This window comes from Crenalkalicoccus roseus (genome assembly GCF_004761865.1).
Lineage (GTDB): Bacteria > Pseudomonadota > Alphaproteobacteria > Acetobacterales > Acetobacteraceae > Crenalkalicoccus > Crenalkalicoccus roseus.
The window spans coordinates 247,980-264,618 of sequence record NZ_SJDM01000002.1 but is presented as its reverse complement, the minus strand read 5'-3'; the positions used below and the strand labels follow the sequence as shown (position 1 = coordinate 264,618).

Genomic DNA, 16,639 nt, shown 5'->3' with positions numbered 1-16,639 from the left:
GGTTGACCCCTCGGCGGCCGGGCGCGAGGCTGCAGGGGGAGGACGCCGCCATGGATTTCGCGCTGACACCGGAGCAGGAGGCGATACGCGAGGGCGTCGCCGCGCTCTGCGCCCGCTTCGACGACGCCTACTGGCTGGCAAAGGACCGCGAGGGCGGCTTCCCGCACGAGTTCCACCGCGCCGTGGCGGAGGCCGGCTACCTCGGCATCTGCATCCCGGAGGAGTATGGCGGCTCCGGCCTCGGCATCACCGAGGCGGCGCTGATGATGGAGGCGATCGCCGCCTCGGGCGCCGGCATGTCGGGCGCGACGGCGGTGCATCTCAACATCTTCGGCCTGCATCCGGTGGTGGTGCACGGCACGCCGGAGCAGAAGCGGCGCATGCTGCCGCCGATCGCCCGCGGCGAGGTGAAGGCCTGCTTCGGCGTCACCGAGCCGACCACCGGCCTCGACACCACACGCCTCAAGACGCGGGCCGAGCGGCGCGGCGACCGCTACGTCGTCAACGGGCAGAAGGTGTGGATCAGCACGGCGCAGGTGGCGGACAACATCCTGCTGCTGGCGCGCACCACGCCGGTCGAGCAGTGCCGCAACCCGGCCGACGGCATCTCCCTGTTCTACACCAGGCTCGACCGCGCGCGTGCCAGCGTGCGGGAGATCGAGAAGATGGGCCGCAAGGCGGTGGACTCCAACGAGATCTTCTTCGAGGACATGGAGGTGCCGGAGGAGGACCGCATCGGCGAGGAGGGCAAGGGCTTCCGCTACATCCTGCACGGGCTGAACCCGGAGCGGGTGCTGATCGCCGCCGAGGCGGTGGGCATCGGCCGCGCCGCGCTGCGCCGCGCCGCCGACTACGCGCGGGAGCGCGTGGTGTTCGGCCGCCCGATCGGGCAGAACCAGGCGGTGCAGCACCCGCTGGCGCAGGACTGGATGGCGCTGGAGGCGGCGTGGCTGATGTGCCTGCAGGCCGCCTGGCGCTACGACCAGGGCCTCGACTGCGGCGCGCAGGCGAACGCGGCGAAGTATCTTGCCGCCGAGGCCGGGCTGAAGGCGTGCCAGAACGCCATCATGACCCATGGCGGCTTCGGCTATGCCAGGGAATACCATGTGGAGCGTTTCCTGCGCGAGGCGATGATCCCCTGGATCGCCCCGGTGAGCCCCAACCTGATCTGCTGCTACATCGCCGAGCGGGTGCTCGGCCTGCCGAAGAGCTACTGACGCCGGCCCCCGCCAAGGAGAGGGATGATGAGCGACGCCGTCCTCTACGAGATGCGCGGCCCGGTCGCGGTGATCACCATCAACCGCCCGGAGGCGCGCAACGCCATCAACCGCGCCGTGCGCGACGGCATCTTCGCCGCCTTCGGGCGCTTCGAGGCGGACGCGGCGGCGCAGGTCGCCATCCTCACCGGCGCCGGCGAGCGCGCCTTCTGCGCCGGCATGGACCTGAAGGAGGCCGCCTCCGAAGGCCGGGGCGTGCTGCCCCGGGGCTTCCTGCCGCTGATCGGCGACACGCTGGAGGTGACGAAGCCCACCATCGCCGCCGTGAACGGCTTCGCCATGGCAGGCGGCTGGATGCTGGCGCAGATGTGCGACCTCTGCGTCGCCGCCGAGCACGCCACCTTCGCCATCACCGAGGCGAAGGTGGGGCGCGGCACGCCCTGGGCGGCGCCGCTCGTCCACATGCTGCCGCAGCGCGTCGCCATGGAGGTCCTGCTGACCGGCGACCCGATCCCGGCGCGGCGCCTGCTCGAGCTCGGCTACATCAACCAGGTGGTGCCGGGCGAGCGGCTGATGGAGGCGGCGCTGGCGCTGGCGGAACGCATCGCCGGCAACGCACCGCTGACGGTGCGCGCCTGCCGGGAACTGGTCTACCTCAGCCAGGAGATGGGCCGCTCGGCGGCCCTGCGCGCGGCGCGGCACCTGTTCCAGCCGGTGTACATGAGCGAGGACGCGCAGGAAGGTCCGCGCGCCTTCGCCGAGAAGCGCCAGCCGGTGTGGAAGGGGCGCTGACCGCCGCGCTTGCGGCCCCTGCCCCGCGGGCGCGATGCTCCCCGGCGAGAAGGAGACGCGCCATGCCCCGCCCGCCCCGCCGCCTGCCCGCGCCGCGCGCCATGATCGTCGCCCCGCAGCCCGAGGCGGTGGAGGCCGGCACCGCCATGCTTGCCACCGGCGGCAACGCGCTGGACGCGGCGCTGGCCTGCGCGCTGACGCAGGGCGTGGTGGACCCGATGATGTGCGGCATCGGCGGCATCGCCACGCTGCAGGTGCTCGACCCGGCGAGCGGTACGCATGTCGTGCTGAACGGCCTCGGCACCTGCCCCGGCGCCGCCCGCGAGGGCATGTGGGCGGATCTCTTCGAGGGCGAGTGCAGCGACGGCTTCGGCTACCGCGTGAAGGGTCATGTGAACGAGCTTGGCCCGCAGGCGATCACCACGCCGGGCGCGCTCAGCGTCTTCGCCGAGGCGCATGCGCGGCTCGGGCGCAGGCCCTGGCACGCGCTGTTCGAGGCGGCGATCGGCTTCGCCGAGGAGGGCTGGATCGTCCGCCCTCATGTCCACGCCATGTTCACCATGGACGAGAGCCCCTACGGCCGCCTCTCCTACGCCGACAAGCTGCGCTTCACCGAGGAGGGGCACCGCCTCTACTGCCGGGCGGACGGTACGCCGAAGCGCCTTGGTGACTTGGTGCGCAACCCGGCGCTGGCCGGGACGCTGCGGCTGATCGCGCGCGAGGGCGCGGAGACGTTCTATCGGGGCACCATCGCGCGGTGCATCGTCGAGGCGGTGCGGCAGGGCGGCGGCCTGCTCTCGATGGAGGATCTGGCCGGCTTCCGCCCGGCGGAGAGCGCGCCGCTCCGCGTGCCCTATCGCGGCTACGTCGTGGCGCTGCCCGAACCGCCGGCAGGCGGGGTGGTGGTGGGCGAGATGCTGCGCATCCTGGAGCGCTTCGACCTCGTGGCGCTCGGGCACAACACGCCCGCCTACATCCGCACCGTGGCCGAGGCGATGAAGATCGCCGGCCGCGACAAGGAGACGCATGTCGGCGACCCCGCCTTCACCCCCGTGCCGGTGGAGCGGCTGCTCTCCGCTGCCTATGCCGAGGAGTGCGCCGCGCGCATCCGCCGCGGCGAGCGCACCAGCCTGCCGCGGGTGACGGCGGATGCGCAGAATACCACTCATGTCTCCTGCGTGGATGCCGACGGCATGATGGTGTCCATGACGCACACCCTGGCCACCCCTTCCGGCGTGATCCCGCCCGACCTCGGCTTCATGCTGAACGGCGCGATGAACTGGATGGATCCGCGGCCCGGCCGCTCCGGCTCCATTGCGCCGGGCAAGCGGCGCTATTCCGCCATGTCGCCCGCCATCGTGCTGGAGAACGGGCGCCCGGTGGCGACCCTCGGCGCGCCGGGCGGAGCCTGGATCACGGTGGCGGTGGCGCAGGTGCTGCTGAACCTGCTCGACTGGGGCATGACGATGCAGGAGGCGGTGAGCGCCCCGCGCTTCTCCGCCACCAGCGACGCCATCGACATCTCCAACCGCATCCCCCGCGCCGTGCAGAAGGCGCTGGAGGCGGAGGGCTACGCGGTCCGGCGCAGCTACCAGTCCTACGCCTTCGCCGGCGTGCACGGCATCGCGCGGTGGGACGGCGTGCCCGAGGGCGGCGCCGACCCGCAGCGCGACGGCTATGCCGGCGGCGTCTGAACCCCCGCGGAGCGTGACCGATCCGCCCCCGGATGCCGGCGCGTGCCTGGCTTCGCCGCACGCGCGGCGGCGGGCGCAAGCCGCGCCCGGTGGGATCCGGTATCAGCCGCCGACGGCGCCGCCAGCGAGGCGCGTGAGGCCGATCAGGGTGGTGCGCGGCGGCACGCCCGGTTCGAAGGCCGGCCAGCGCGTCGCCGGCCGCTCGAAGCTCGCGCCCGGCTCGGCGCCGGGGTGGCGGACGGCGGCGAACAGGATCTCCCCGTCCGGGGGCAGCGCCGCGCCGCCGATCGAGGCGGCGCGCGGCGCGCCATAGGCCGGCAGCGGCACGCCGCGGCGCGGGCCGTCCAGTTCGCAGACATAGAGGCCCTCGGCTTGGCCGCGCACAACCCCGCCATTGTCGGTGCCGATCCAGGCACGCCCGCGCGCGTCCACCGCCACCGTGTCGGGGTTGAGCGGGATGGCGCTGCCCGGCGGCAGCCCGCCTCCGCCGTAGCGCGCCGCCGGGTCGCGCGGATCGCCGGCGGCGAAGAGCAGGCGCGCGAGCGCGGTTTCCGCCCCGTCGTCGCCATCGGCGGCGGTGATCTCGATCACATGTCCCGCCGGGCGGGCCGGGCTGCCGCGGCAGGCGAGCAGGAGGCGCTGCCGGCGCGGATCAAGGCCGAGGCCGGAGGGGCCGTCGAAGGGCGTGCCGCCGGCGCGCTGCGCCGACGCGCCGGGGTCGCGCGCCGTCTCCCCCCCTTCCGGCAGCGGCAGCCAGCGCAGCCTGTCCCCTTCCAGCCGCGCCACGAACAGCCGCCCGGCATCGAGCGCGTCCCGTGCCGTCGCCAGGTCGGCGGAGACGAAGCGGTAGAGGAAGCCGGCCGGGCGCCGGTCGGTCATGTACACCACGGCGCGCCCGTCGCTCGCCAGCGCCGCCGCCACGTCGCCATGGGCGAAGCGGCCGAGCGCGGTGCGCTTCACCGGCAGCGACAGCGGGTCGAAGGGGTCGAGCTCCAGCACCCAGCCGAAGCCCTCGCCATGGGTGAAGCGGGGGTGCAGCGGCGCGAGGCGCGAGAGCCAGCCGCGCGGATCGCCCTCGGCCAGCAGCAGCGTGCCCCAGGGCGTCACGCCGCCGCCGACCGGCCCAAGCACGCCAAGGGCGCTCTCCGCCCCGACCGCGACCGGGCCCGAGATGCGGCAGAGGGTGTCGGCGGCCAGGCGCCGGCTCTGGAAGCCGCCATCCACCACCACCCAGCGCCCGTCCCGCTTCTCGATGTTGAGCAGCGAGGCGCCCTGCATCGCCGCCGCCACCTCCGGCCGGTCCCGTCCGCCCGGCCAGGCCATGGCCGGGTTCACCGTAGGGTGCACCACCGCCAGCACGCCACGCGGGATGCTGTCGGCCGCCGGCGGCGGGATGGCGATGCCGCAGACCCGCGCATCCCAGCCGAATTGCGTGGCGGCCGCCCGCGGCGACGGGGCGCGGGGGTTCCAGGGTGGCGCATCGAAGGTGACGCGATCCCCCCAGCGCACCAGCACGTCGCGCCGGTAGCCGGGGGCGACGGTGTCGTCCTGCCGCACCGGCAGGGCGAGGGCGCCGAACTCGGGGGGGCGGGCCTGGGCGCGGGCAAGCGCCGGGGCCGCGAGGGCGGCGCTCGCGGCCAGGATCTGCCGGCGCCGGATCACGCCGGCTCCTCGATCGGGGGCGGGAGGTGCGCGCGCACCGGCGGCAGCGGCCCGTCCCAGCGCTCCACCTCGACCAGGCAGGACTGCGCCGAGGGTCCCTGGCCGAGGCGCGAGGTGCCGACATCCGGCGTCAGCACGTTGGGGTTGCCGTGGACGCAGAGGCTGCCGGGCACGCCCGGCTCCTGCGGATCGAACCAGGCGCCGGTGGCCATCGTGACCACGCCACGGAGCAGCCCGGCATCGAGCCGGAGGCCGCCGAGGCAGGCGCCGCGGTCGTTGAACACGCGCACCACCTGCCCCTCCACGAGGCCGCGCGCGGCGGCGTCCTCCGGATGCATCAGGACCGGCTCACGGCCCTGGATCTTGTCGGCAGCGGCGACCCGGCCGGGATCGAGCTGCCCGTGCAGCCGCGTCGCCGGCTGGTAGGAGAGGAGGTGCAGCGGGAAACGCGCCGCCTTCTCCGCCCCCAGCCACTCGCGCGGCGGGATCCAGACCGGGTGGCCGGGGCAGTCGTCGTAGCCGAAGGAGGCGATGGTCTCGGAGAAGATCTCCACCTTCCCGGAGGGGGTGTCGAGCGGGTGCTCCTCCGGGTCGGCGGCGAAGTCGGCGAACTGCGTGTAGGCCTCCTCCGGCGGCGGCTCCGGCGCCTCGACATGACCCTCCTCCCAGAAGCGGTCGAAGGAGGGGGCCTCGAAGCCCATGCCGGCGCAGACCTGCCGCCAGCGCTCGTAGAGGTGGCGGAGCCAGGCCGCCTCGTCGCGCTGCTCGGTGAAGCGGTCGCGGTAGCCGAGCTCCTCGGCGATGTCGGCCAGCATGTCGTGGTCGTTCCTCGCCTGCGCCTGGGGCGGGATCGCCTGGTGCATGGCGCGCACGAAGCGGTCGCGGGAGGAGAAGGCGATGTCGTTGCGCTCGAGCGTGGTGGTCGCCGGCAGCACGATGTCGGCGTGGCGCGCCACCGCGGTCCACCAGGGCTCCTGCACCACGATGGTCTCGGGGCGGGACCAGGCGCGCAGCAGGCGGTTGAGGTCCTGGTGGTGGTGGAAGGGGTTGCCACCGGCCCACCAGATCATGCGGATGTCCGGCAGGGTGATGTCGCGGCCGTTGAACTGCAGCACCTCACCCGGCCGCTCCAGCATCTCCGTGATGCGTGCCACCGGGATGGTCAGCGGCACCGGGTTGCGTGCGACCGGGGAGGACACGGCGGGCAGCTCCCGCCGCGGCGTACCCATGCCGTTGGTCGAGCCGTAGCCGAAGCCCACCCCCTGCCCGGGCCTGCCGATGGTGCCGAGCATGGCGGCGAGCGCCACCAGCATCCACCAGGGCTGCTCCCCGTAATCGGCGCGCTGCAGCGACCAGGCGGCGGTGAGCATGTTGGGGGTGTCCGCGCAGTCCAGCGCCAGGCGGCGGATCGTCTCCGCCGGCACGCCGGTGATCGGCGCGGCCCAGGCGGGCGTCTTCGGCGTGCCGTCCGTCTCGCCCAGGATGTAGGCGCGCAGCCGCTCCCAGCCGACGCAGCGGGTGGCGAGGAAGGCGCGGTCCTCGCGCCCCTCGGCGAGCAGCGCGTGCGCCATCGCCAGCATCATCGCCGCGTCGGTGCCGGGGCGGATCGGCACCCATTCGGCGCCGAGATCGGCCTCGGTGTCGCCGCGATAGGGGGAGATGCTGACCAGCCGCACTCCGGCGGCGCGCGCCTTGCGCATCAGCGGCAGGTAGTCGTGCCGCCCCATCCCCCCCGAGAGGACGAGGCCGTTCTTCGCCGCCAGCCCGCCAAAGCAGAGCATCAGCCGCGCGTTCCGCGCGATCGCCTCCCAGTCGGTGATGCGGCCGAGCAGGATCTCCGCCGTGCCGACGACGTGCGGCATCAGCGCCTGGCCGGTGGCGTAGGAATAGGCGTGGATCGAGGAGGTGAAGCCGCCGCCGAGGCCGAGGAAGCGCTGGAGCTGCGTCTTGGCGTGATGGAACCGCCCGGCCGAGGACCAGCCGTAGGAGCCGCCGTAGATCGCGGTCGGCCCGTGCTCGGTGCGGATGCGCCGCGTCTCCTCCGCCAGCAGGCGCGTGACGCGGTCCCAGGAGACGGGGACGAAGGGCTCGCCGCCGCGCATCGCCCCGCGCCGGCGCCCCTCCAGCCAGCCCTTGCGGATGTAGGGGCGGTCGATCCGGCAGGGGGCGTGGACCACGTCCGGCACGCTCTCGATCAGGCTGCCGGGGAAGGGGTCCGGCCCGAAGGGGCGGACGCCAACGACGCGGCCGCCTTCCACCACCGCGTCGAAGAAGCCCCAATGCGAGGCATGCGGCTTGAGCATCGTCATTCCGGCTGCGTCCCTTCCCTGCGGCGGGCCTCGCCCGTCGCGGCGTTCCTGCACGCAAAGGCCGGGCCGGGTCAACCGGCCGGGCTGGCGGAGCGCCCGGGCAGGCCCTAGGCTCCCCTGCCAGACGAGCACAGCAGGGACAGGGCTGATGACCGACGCTCCCACCACCCACCCGGAGACCCTGGCGCTGCACGCCGGCTGGCGGGCGGACCCCGCCACCGGCTCGGTGGCCGTGCCGATCCACCAGACCACCTCCTACCAGTTCCAGGACACGGGCCACGCCGCGCGCCTGTTCGCGCTGCAGGAGCTCGGCAACATCTACACCCGCATCATGAACCCGACCGTGGACGTGCTGGAGAAGCGCGTCGCGGCGCTGGAGGGGGGCGTGGCGGCGCTCGCCCTCGGCTCGGGCCAGGCGGCCACCACCTTCAGCGTGATGAACCTGTGCGAAGCGGGGGATAACGTCGTCTCCTCCACCGACCTCTACGGCGGCACCTGGAACCTGTTCGCCAACACGCTGAAGCAGTTCGGCGTCGAGGTCCGCTTCGTGGACCCGACGGATCCCGAGAATTTCCGCCGCGCCACCGATGCGCGCACCCGCTGCTACTACGCCGAGACGCTGCCCAACCCGAAGCTCAACGTCTTCCCGATCGGCGAGGTGGCGGCGATCGGGCGCGAGCTCGGCGTGCCGCTGATCATGGACAACACCGCCGCCCCCATCATCTGCCAGCCGTTGAAGCACGGCGCGGCGGTGGTGATGCACTCCACCACCAAGTGGATCGGCGGCCACGGCACCTCGATCGGCGGCATCGTGGTGGATGGCGGCAACTTCGACTGGGAGAGGTGGGGCGACCGCTTCCCCACGCTGAACAAGCCGGATCCCTCCTACCACGGTGCGGTGTGGACCCAGGCGGTGAAGCCGCTCGGGCCCATCGCCTACATCATCCGCATGCGCACCTGCCTGCTGCGCGACATCGGCGCGCCGATGGCGCCGATGAACGCCTTCCTCACCATCCAGGGGCTGGAGACCCTGCCGCTGCGCATGGAGCGGCACTGCGCCAACGCGACGAAGGTGGCGGCCTGGCTGGCGCAGCACCCGGCGGTGGACAAGGTGATCCACCCCTCCCTGCAGGACGGGGAGATGCGCCGCCGCGCCGACGCCTATCTGAAGGGCGGCCACGGCAGCCTGATCGGCTTCGAGCTGAAGGCGGGGGCGGAGGCCGGGCGGCGCTTCATCGAGGCGCTGAAGATGTTCTACCACGTCGCCAATATCGGCGACGCGCGCAGCCTGGCGATCCACCCGGCGACGACGACGCACAGCCAGCTCTCGGTGGACGAACAGGCCGCCTCCGGCGTCACGCCGGGCTATGTGCGGCTCTCCATCGGCATCGAGCACATCGAGGACATCCTCGGCGACCTCGACCAGGCCCTGGCCGCGGCGGGCGCCGGCGGAGCGAAGATGGCGGCGCAATGAACGCGGACCGGCGGGCCCTCGGCCCGGACCTGACGCGGCGGGAGCTTCCCGCCGCGCCGGGCGGCTTCCCCACCATCCGGATGCGGCGCAACCGGCACGACGCCTGGACGCGCCGCCTGGTGGCCGAGAGCGCGCTCTCGGTGGACGACCTGATCTGGCCGATCTTCGTCATGGAGGGCGAGCGGGAGGAGCGCCCGGTCGCCTCCATGCCCGGCGTGGCGCGGGTCACGCTCGACCGTCTTGCGGCGCATGTGGAGCCGGCGGCGCGGCTCGGCATTCCGGCGGTGGCGATCTTCCCGATGACGCCGCCCGAGCTCAAGGACCCCGAGGGGACCGAGGCGCTGAACCCGGAGAACCTGATCTGCCGCGCCGCCCGCCTCCTGAAGCGGGAATTCCCGGAGGTCGGGCTGGTCGGGGACGTGGCGCTCGACCCCTACACCGACCACGGGCATGACGGGGTGATCCGCGAGGGCTACGTCGCCAACGACGCCACCCTCGTCGTGCTCGAGCGCCAGTCGGTGATCCAGGCCGAGGCCGGCATCGACGTCATCGCGCCGTCCGACATGATGGACGGCCGCGTCGGCGCCATCCGCAGCGCGCTCGACCGGGAGGGGCTGATCCACACCAGGATCATGTCCTACGCCGCGAAGTACGCCTCCGCCTTCTACGGCCCGTTCCGCGACGCGCTCGGCTCCGGCGGCGCGCTGAAGGGCGACAAGAAGACCTACCAGATGGACCCCGCCAATTCGGACGAGGCGCTGCGCGAGGTGGCGCTCGATCTCTCCGAGGGGGCGGACATGGTCATGGTCAAGCCGGGGATGCCGTATCTCGACATCGTCCGGCGCGTGAAGGACCGCTTCGGCGTGCCGACCTTCGCCTACCAGGTCTCGGGCGAGTACGCGATGATCATGGCGGCGGTGCGGAACGGCTGGCTCGACCATGAACGCGCCATGATGGAGAGCCTGATCGCCTTCAAGCGCGCCGGCGCGGATGGGGTGCTGACCTACTTCGCGGTCGAGGCGGCGCGGCGGCTGCGCGGCTAGCGCGCGTTCCGCGACGGCGGGAGCGCCGGAGCGGTGAACCGGGCACGCAATGAAGGGCGGGAGCGCGATCCGTCGAAGCGGATCACGCCGCAGGGGCGCTTCCGCTCTGGGGCTTGACCCGCTCCGCCGCACCCGCGTCTGATCGCCGGACCAGCGGGAGGGAACGGGCATGGCCAGCGACTGGCTCGGGCTGGGCGGGAAGACCGCCGTCGTCACCGGCGCGGCGGGTGGCATCGGCCGCGCGATCGCGGCGAATCTCGCCGCGGCCGGCGCCGCCGTGGCGCTGCTCGACCGCGAGGCGACGGCGGCCGAGGGCCTTGCCGCCGAACTCGCGGCGAAGGGCGCGCGCGCGCTCGCCATCGGCTGCGACACCACCGACGAGGGCAGCGTCGGCGCCGCCGCCGAGGCGGTGGCGGCGCGGCTCGGCCCGGCCGACATCCTGGTGAACAATGCCGGCATCCTGCGCCCCGGCCCGCTCGCCACCCTCTCCCGCGCCGAGTGGGACCAGCTCCTGGCGGTGAACCTCACCGGCTACCTGCTCTGCGCCCAGGCCTTCGGGCGGGGGATGATCGAGCGGAAATCGGGGGCGCTCGTGCACATCGCCTCCATCGCCGCCTCCAACCCCCAGCCGAGGAGCGGCGCCTACAGCCCGTCCAAGGCCGCGGTCGCCATGCTGTCGCGCCAGCTCGCGCTGGAATGGGGGCCGGAGGGAGTGCGCAGCAACGTGGTCAGCCCGGGGATGATCCGCACCCCGATGTCGGAAAGCTTCTACCAGGATCCCGACATCGCGGCGCGGCGGGCGGCGATGCTGCCGCTGCGCCGGGTCGGCACCCCGCAGGACATCGCCGACGCGGTGACCTGGCTCGCCAGCCCCCGCGCCGCCTACGTCACCGGCGCCGAGATCCTGGTGGATGGCGGGCTCGACCAAGTGATCATGGAGCTGACGCCGCGCCCCGGATACTGACCGAGCCGAGGCGGCGCGACGTTCCGTGAACACCGCCTCCCCGCCCCGCCGCCGCGCCCGCCGCACCGCCTGGGAGGCCGGGCTGCCCGCCCGCGCCGCGGCGCTCGCGGAGCGCTGGGCGCTGCGCGGGCTCGCGCCGATCCCCGGCGGCGCCACCGGCGCCCGGCTCTTCGCCGCCGAGGCGCCGCAGGGCCCTGCGGTGCTGAAGCTCTCCCTGCCCGGCCAGGCGGTGCGGGCGGAAGCGGACGCGCTGGCCGGCTTCGGTGGCAGCGGCGCCGCCCACCTCCTCGCCGCCGACCCGGCGGAAGGGGCGCTGCTGCTGGAGCGCCTCTCTCCCGGCACCCCGCTCACGGCGCTGGCGGCGCGGGACGACGACGCGGCGACCCGCGCGGCGGGGGCGGTGATGGCGGCGCTGCGCCGCCCCCCGCCCCCCGGCGCGCTGCTGGCCGAGGCGGCCGGCTGGGTGCGGCTGCTCGACCGCGCCCTGGCCGGGGCTTGGCCCCTTCCCCGCCCGATGCTGGACCGCGCCGCCGGACTGTTCCGGGACCTCGCCGCCTCCGCACCCGCGCCGGCGCTGCTGCACGGCGACCTGCACCACGGCAACATCCTGGCCGACGGGCCGGGATGGCGGGCGGTGGACCCGCGCGGCCTCTGCGGCGATCCGGCCTTCGAGGCGGCGGCGCTGCTTCGCAACCCTCCGGCCTCGCCGCTGCTGCGCCGCGCCCCGCGGCGCCTCGCCATCCTGGCCGAGACGGCGGGGCTCGACCGGGCGCGGATGGCCGGCTGGGCCTATGCCAGCGCCGCGCTCGCCGCCTGCTGGGCGATCGAGGACGGGGAGGATCCCTCTCCCTGGCTCGCCGCGGCGGAGGCGCTCTCCGCCTGATCCGCCACGCCCTCGCAGAAGGCGCCGAGGATGCGCACCGCCATCCCCTCCGGGGCCTTGTCGTAGAAGCCGCAATGCCCGCCGCCGGAGGCGAGCAGCGGCACCACCGCCGGGCAGGCCGCCCAGTCTATGCCCTCGAGCGAGGCGGGCGGCACCAGCGGATCGTCTTCGGCCATCAGCAGCAGCAGCGGCTGCTTCAGCGCGGGCAGGGCGGCGGCCGGGCGGTTCATCTCCACGAACACCTCGTAGGAGGGGTAGCCGAAGCGGGGCGCGGTGACGCTGGCCTCGAACTCCTGCAGGCTGCGGGCGCGCCTCGCCGCCTCGCGCAGCGGCGGCGGCAGGTCCCGCGCCCGCACCGCCAGCACCTCCTGGCGGTACAGGGCCAGCAGGGCGCGGCCGAGGATCCGGTTGGCATCCACCGCGGCGTAGGCGAGTTCGGGCTGCAGCGGCGGGCAGATGGCCGCGCCGCCGAGCAGGCGCGGCATCCCGGCCGCCCCGGCGTGGCGCGCCAGCGTCAGGATCGTCAGCGCGCCGCCGAGCGACCAGCCGGCCAGCAGGACGCCGGCGGCGACCAGCGGACCGGGCAGCGCCCTGAGCGCATCCGCGATATCCTCGCTGCGGCCGAGATGGTAGTGGCTGGTGCTGCGCGGCCGGCTGAGGTCGTTGCCGCGCAGGTTCAGGCGCAGCACCGGGAAGCCGCGGCGCAGCAGCCCGGCGGCGGCGTCGCGCAGATAGGGCTCGTCCTCCCATCCGGTCAGCCCGTGCACCAGCACGGCGAGAGGCCGGGGGGGCGGGCGCCGCCCCTCCGGGAAGTGCAGGCTCGCCGCCAGCGCGTCGCCATCCGGCAGCGGCAGCCACAGCCGCTCCCCGTGGGGCAGCGAGGCGCTGACCGGGATGCGGATCGCCCGCAGGGTCTGCAGGGTGCCGCCATACCAGGGGGGGCGGGCGCGGAACGGGACGGTCTGGGGCTGCATGGACACCCCAACGCGCCGAAGCCGCGCCGGTCGCGTCAGCGCCGCAGGAACGCCGCCACCAGCGCGGTCTGCGCCGGATCCATCAGCGCCGGGGCGTGGCCGGCACCGGGGATCTCCACCACCTCCACCCCCGGCCGCCGCGCCATCTCGGCGGCGGTGCCGGCCAGCAGCAGGTCGCTCTCCGCGCCGCGGATCAGCAGCGTCGGCGCCTGCACCCGCTGCCAGAAGGGGGAGAGGTCCATCGCCTCCGGCTCCGCCGCCCGGATCGGCACGGCGATCGCCGGGTCGTAGTGCAGGCGCAGGCCGCCCTCCTCGCCGGGGCGGCAGGAGGTTTCGGCGAGGTGGCGCCACTCCGCGTCGGAGAGCGCGCCGAAGGGGGCATGGACCCGACGCAGATGCGCCTCCACCGCCGCGAGGTCGGGGAAGCTGCCCTCCTGGCCCACATAGTCGCGGATGCGACCGATCGCGGCCTTGGGCACGTGCGCGCCGATGTCGTTCAGCACCAGCCGCCGCACCGGGTTGCCGGGCAGCGCCGCGACGGCGATGCCGCAGATGCCGCCCAAGGAGGTGCCGACCCAGTCCACCGGCCCTTCCAGCCGCGCCAGCAGGTGCGACAGCGCCGTGACGTAGGTGGGCGGCACGTAGAGCGCGGGGTCCGGCAGCCAGTCGGAGAGGCCGCGGCCCGGCAGATCGGGGCAGAGCACCCGCCGCCCCTCGGCGGCGAGGGCGCGGGCGAGGGCGTCGAAATCCCGCCCCGTGCGGGTGAGGCCATGCACGCAGACCACCGGCGTGCCCTTCGCCTCCTCTGCCTCCGGCCCCCACTCCCACCAGCGCAGGGTGAAGAAGCCCTGCGGCAGCAGGTAGCGGAGCGCGCCCTGGCGGGGGGTCACACCACCCCCTTGGCCTTCAGCGCCGCGATCTCCTCCTCCGCCATGCCGAGCAGCCCGCCCAGCACCGCCCCGGTGTGCTCGCCGAGCACGGGCGGGGGGATGCGGTAGTCGGGCGGGGTGGCGGAAAGCCTCACCGGGTTGGCGATCACCTTCACCCGCTCGCCGCTGGCATGGGGCAGCTCCACCGTCATGCCGCGCGCCAGCACGTGCGGGTCGGCGAAGACGTCCCGCAGCGTGTTGATCGGCCCGCAGCCGATCTTCAGCGCCTCCAGCGCCTCGATCCACTCGGCGGTGGTCTTCGACTTCATCACCGGCGTCAGCGTCTCGGTGACGAGCTGGCGGTTCTCCACGCGCTTCGGGTTGGTGGCGAAGCGCTCGTCGGCCAGCAGGTGCTCGCAGCCGAAGGCGCGGCAGAAGCGCTCGAAGGTGGGGTCGTTGCCGATGGCGAGGATGATGTAGCCGTCCCTGGTCGGGAATTCCTGGTAGGGCGCGATGTTCGGGTGCTGGTTGCCGAGCCGCGGCGGGTTCTCGCCGGTGGCGAGGTAGTTCATGCCCTGATTGGCCAGCCAGGCCACATGCGTGTCCAGCATGCCGATGTCGATGTGCTGGCCCTCGCCGGTCTGGTGGCGGTGGTTCAGCGCGGCGAGGATGCCGATGCAGCCGTAGAGCCCGGCGAACAGGTCGGCGACCGGCACGCCGACCTTCTGCGGCGGCCCGTCCGGCTCCCCGGTCAGGGACATGATGCCGCCCATCGCCTGGATCAGCGCGTCATAGCCCGGGCGCGGCGCGTAGGGTCCGGTCTGGCCGAAGCCGGTGATCGAGCAGTAGATCAGCCGCGGGTGCCGCGCCTTGAGCTGTTCCCAGCCGAGGCCGTACTTCGCCAGCGCGCCGACCTTGAAATTCTCGACCAGGATGTCGCAATGCCCGAGCAGGCGGTGGATGACGGCCTGGCCCTCGGGCTTCGCTATGTCGAGCGTCAGCGACTTCTTGTTGCGGTTGACGCCGAGGAAGTAGGCGCTTTCCCTCGTGTTCGGCCAGAAGGGGGGCGCGAAGCCGCGGGTGTCGTCCCCGGCCTCCGGCCGCTCGATCTTGATCACCTCGGCGCCGAGGTCGCCCAGCATCTGGGTGCAGGTGGGCCCGGCCAGCACGCGCGTCAGATCCAGCACCCGGATGCCCTTCAGCGGACCGCTCGGCGCCTGCTCCATTCCTGTCTCCTGCCTGTCTGCCGGCCATGGGCCCTCTCGCCCGCTCCATCCTATAGTCCGCGGCGGGCCGTGGCGGAACCCGCTGCCGGCCGCGCCCTGCCCCGGCATCACAAGGCGCGGCGGGCATGATACGGGGCTGGCATGGCGGCGGCCGGCACGGCATGGGATGCCTTCCGCCTTCCGGAGCGGAGTCCGCCCCACATGGATCACGTCGACAGCGGCATCGAGGCGGTGGGAGCCGTCCCCTGGGGGACGCATTTCTGCCAGTTCTACGAGACGGCGGCGGATCTAGTGGACACTCTGGTCCCGTATTTCAGGGCCGGCCTCCTCGCCAACGAGCAGTGCATGTGGGTGACCTCCACCCCCCTGCGCGCCGCCGACGCCGCCGACGCGCTGCGCACCGCGGTTCCCGACCTCGACCGGCGCATGGCCCGCGGCCAGATTGAGATCCTGGACCACGACGAATGGTACCTGCAGGGCGGTGGCAAGGCCGGGGCCGATGCGGTGATCGCCGGGTGGATGCGGCGGAAGGAGACGGCGCTGGCCAGGGGCTGGTCCGGCTTCCGGCTGACCGGCAACACCTACTTCCTCGAGGCGGACGACTGGGACTCCTTCACCGAATACGAGCGCAAGGTCAGCGCCTGCTTCTGCGGCCGGCGCGTCCTTGCCCTGTGCAGCTACTGCACCCTCCGTTGCGATGCGGGCGAGGCGATGGACGTGGTGCAGAACCACGAATTCGCCCTGGCGCGCCGGCGCGGCGCCTGGACGATGATCGAGAGCGCCTCGGTGACAAGGGCCAAGGAGGCGCTGCGCCAGGCGAATGCCGAACTCGAGGCGCGGGTCGCACGGCGCACCGCCGAGCTTCGCCGCGCGCTCGCCGAGAAGGAGGTTCTGCTGCGGGAGGTGCACCACCGGGTCAAGAACAACCTCCAGGTCGTCGCCGCCCTGCTCCGGCTGCGTGCGGGGCGCGGCGCCGACCCGGCCGGCCGGGAGGCCTTTGCCGAGACCCTGCGGCGCATCAAGGCGATGAGCCTGGTGCATGAGGCCCTGTACGGGGGCGGCGATACCAGCGGCATCGATTTCGCCGCCTATCTCGGCAGCCTCGCGGCGGCAACGGCGGCGAGCTACGGCATGGCCGAGCGGGTGCGGATCGAGGTCGCGCCCTCGGCGGGGCGCCTCGACCTGAACACCGCCGTGCCGCTCGGCCTCGCCGCCTCGGAGGCGATCGCCAACGCCTTCAAACACGCCTTTCCGGACGCGAGGCGCGGCGTCCTGCGCCTCGCCTTCCGGGCTCCCGCCGGGAAGGCGGAGGGCATGGTGATGGTGTGCGATGACGGGATCGGCCCTCCCGCGTCAGCGCCGCCCGTGCCCGCCGTCGCGCGGGGCGCCGGCCTGACCCTCGCCGAGGCGCTGGCGCGGCAGGTCGGCGGACGGGCGGCGCTGACGCGGGAGGGCGCGTGGACCGTCTGGCGCCTGGCCTTCCAGGGCGCCGCCCAGCCGACGCCGGCGTCTTAACGCGGCCGGAACTTAAC

General features: G+C 73.9%; 13 protein-coding genes. 8 read left to right on the top strand and 5 right to left on the bottom strand.

From position 1 onward, the window contains the following. The first annotated feature begins 50 nt into the window (after positions 1 to 50). The 3 genes from ET526_RS03375 (at position 51) to ET526_RS03365 (ending at position 3,703) form a co-directional block, all read left to right on the top strand. Positions 51 to 1,217, top strand: coding sequence for an acyl-CoA dehydrogenase family protein (locus tag ET526_RS03375; protein ID WP_135466246.1), 1,167 nt, complete (start codon positions 51 to 53; stop codon positions 1,215 to 1,217). Between the two features lie 27 nt (positions 1,218 to 1,244). Further along, positions 1,245 to 2,009, top strand: coding sequence for an enoyl-CoA hydratase-related protein (locus ET526_RS03370; protein WP_135466245.1), 765 nt, complete (start codon positions 1,245 to 1,247; stop codon positions 2,007 to 2,009). A gap of 62 nt (positions 2,010 to 2,071) precedes the next feature. Beyond that, positions 2,072 to 3,703 carry a gamma-glutamyltransferase family protein gene (locus ET526_RS03365; protein ID WP_204623460.1) on the top strand — a complete coding sequence of 544 codons (1,632 nt, stop codon included), beginning with the start codon at positions 2,072 to 2,074 and terminating at the stop codon, positions 3,701 to 3,703. A 102-nt stretch (positions 3,704 to 3,805) separates the two neighbouring features. Here ET526_RS03365 and ET526_RS03360 read toward each other — a convergent pair whose 3' ends face one another. Next, positions 3,806 to 5,365 carry a PhoX family protein gene (locus ET526_RS03360; protein WP_158295474.1) on the bottom strand — a complete coding sequence of 520 codons (1,560 nt, stop codon included), beginning with the start codon at positions 5,363 to 5,365 and terminating at the stop codon, positions 3,806 to 3,808. Further along, complete coding sequence (locus tag ET526_RS03355; protein WP_135466243.1) at positions 5,362 to 7,674, bottom strand: molybdopterin-dependent oxidoreductase; 2,313 nt, start codon at positions 7,672 to 7,674, stop codon at positions 5,362 to 5,364. The genes ET526_RS03360 and ET526_RS03355 overlap by 4 nt, the downstream gene beginning before the upstream one ends. Before the next feature lie 148 nt (positions 7,675 to 7,822). Here ET526_RS03355 and ET526_RS03350 point away from each other — a divergent pair, with 148 nt between their 5' ends. From ET526_RS03350 to ET526_RS03335, 4 genes are all read left to right on the top strand, one after another. Then, positions 7,823 to 9,148, top strand: a complete 1,326-nt coding sequence (locus tag ET526_RS03350; protein ID WP_192898647.1) for an O-acetylhomoserine aminocarboxypropyltransferase/cysteine synthase family protein — start codon at positions 7,823 to 7,825, stop codon at positions 9,146 to 9,148. A gap of 80 nt (positions 9,149 to 9,228) precedes the next feature. Next, positions 9,229 to 10,191, top strand: a complete 963-nt coding sequence (gene hemB / locus ET526_RS03345; RefSeq protein ID WP_240048241.1) for a porphobilinogen synthase — start codon at positions 9,229 to 9,231, stop codon at positions 10,189 to 10,191. Between the two features lie 169 nt (positions 10,192 to 10,360). After that, on the top strand, positions 10,361 to 11,155 hold the full coding sequence (locus tag ET526_RS03340; protein ID WP_135466241.1) for an SDR family NAD(P)-dependent oxidoreductase: 795 nt from the start codon (positions 10,361 to 10,363) through the stop codon (positions 11,153 to 11,155). Between the two features lie 25 nt (positions 11,156 to 11,180). Then, a complete protein-coding gene (locus tag ET526_RS03335) occupies positions 11,181 to 12,038 on the top strand; it encodes an aminoglycoside phosphotransferase family protein (RefSeq protein WP_135466240.1) in 858 nt (285 codons plus the stop codon). Here ET526_RS03335 and ET526_RS03330 read toward each other — a convergent pair. From ET526_RS03330 to ET526_RS03320, 3 genes are read right to left on the bottom strand one after another with little or no spacing between them, the layout of a single operon-like run. Continuing rightward, positions 11,945 to 13,012 (bottom strand): alpha/beta fold hydrolase, encoded by a 1,068-nt coding sequence (locus ET526_RS03330; RefSeq protein ID WP_135466239.1) that lies wholly within the window; start codon positions 13,010 to 13,012, stop codon positions 11,945 to 11,947. The genes ET526_RS03335 and ET526_RS03330 overlap by 94 nt on opposite strands. Positions 13,013 to 13,047: 35 nt before the next feature. Beyond that, on the bottom strand, positions 13,048 to 13,902 hold the full coding sequence (locus ET526_RS03325) for an alpha/beta fold hydrolase (protein WP_135466238.1): 855 nt from the start codon (positions 13,900 to 13,902) through the stop codon (positions 13,048 to 13,050). Beyond that, positions 13,899 to 15,107, bottom strand: a complete 1,209-nt coding sequence (locus ET526_RS03320) for a CaiB/BaiF CoA transferase family protein (protein WP_135466237.1) — start codon at positions 15,105 to 15,107, stop codon at positions 13,899 to 13,901. Before ET526_RS03320 ends, ET526_RS03325 begins: the two co-directional genes overlap by 4 nt. Positions 15,108 to 15,308: 201 nt before the next feature. Here ET526_RS03320 and ET526_RS03315 point away from each other — a divergent pair, with 201 nt between their 5' ends. Beyond that, on the top strand, positions 15,309 to 16,622 hold the full coding sequence (locus tag ET526_RS03315; protein WP_158295473.1) for an MEDS domain-containing protein: 1,314 nt from the start codon (positions 15,309 to 15,311) through the stop codon (positions 16,620 to 16,622). The last annotated feature ends 17 nt before the right edge of the window (positions 16,623 to 16,639 follow it).

What these genes read in the sequence shown, in the direction of transcription:
- ET526_RS03340 (WP_135466241.1), top strand. Translation starts at nt 10,361, where the DNA reads ATGGCCAGCGACTGGCTCGGGCTGGGCGGGAAGACCGCCGTCGTCACC.
- ET526_RS03315 (WP_158295473.1), top strand. Translation starts at nt 15,309, where the DNA reads ATGGATCACGTCGACAGCGGCATCGAGGCGGTGGGAGCCGTCCCCTGG.
- ET526_RS03330 (WP_135466239.1), bottom strand. Translation starts at nt 13,012, where the DNA reads ATGCAGCCCCAGACCGTCCCGTTCCGCGCCCGCCCCCCCTGGTATGGC.
- ET526_RS03320 (WP_135466237.1), bottom strand. Translation starts at nt 15,107, where the DNA reads ATGGAGCAGGCGCCGAGCGGTCCGCTGAAGGGCATCCGGGTGCTGGAT.
- ET526_RS03350 (WP_192898647.1), top strand. Translation starts at nt 7,823, where the DNA reads ATGACCGACGCTCCCACCACCCACCCGGAGACCCTGGCGCTGCACGCC.
- ET526_RS03355 (WP_135466243.1), bottom strand. Translation starts at nt 7,674, where the DNA reads ATGACGATGCTCAAGCCGCATGCCTCGCATTGGGGCTTCTTCGACGCG.
- ET526_RS03370 (WP_135466245.1), top strand. Translation starts at nt 1,245, where the DNA reads ATGAGCGACGCCGTCCTCTACGAGATGCGCGGCCCGGTCGCGGTGATC.
- ET526_RS03375 (WP_135466246.1), top strand. Translation starts at nt 51, where the DNA reads ATGGATTTCGCGCTGACACCGGAGCAGGAGGCGATACGCGAGGGCGTC.
- hemB (WP_240048241.1), top strand. Translation starts at nt 9,229, where the DNA reads ATGCGGCGCAACCGGCACGACGCCTGGACGCGCCGCCTGGTGGCCGAG.
- ET526_RS03365 (WP_204623460.1), top strand. Translation starts at nt 2,072, where the DNA reads ATGCCCCGCCCGCCCCGCCGCCTGCCCGCGCCGCGCGCCATGATCGTC.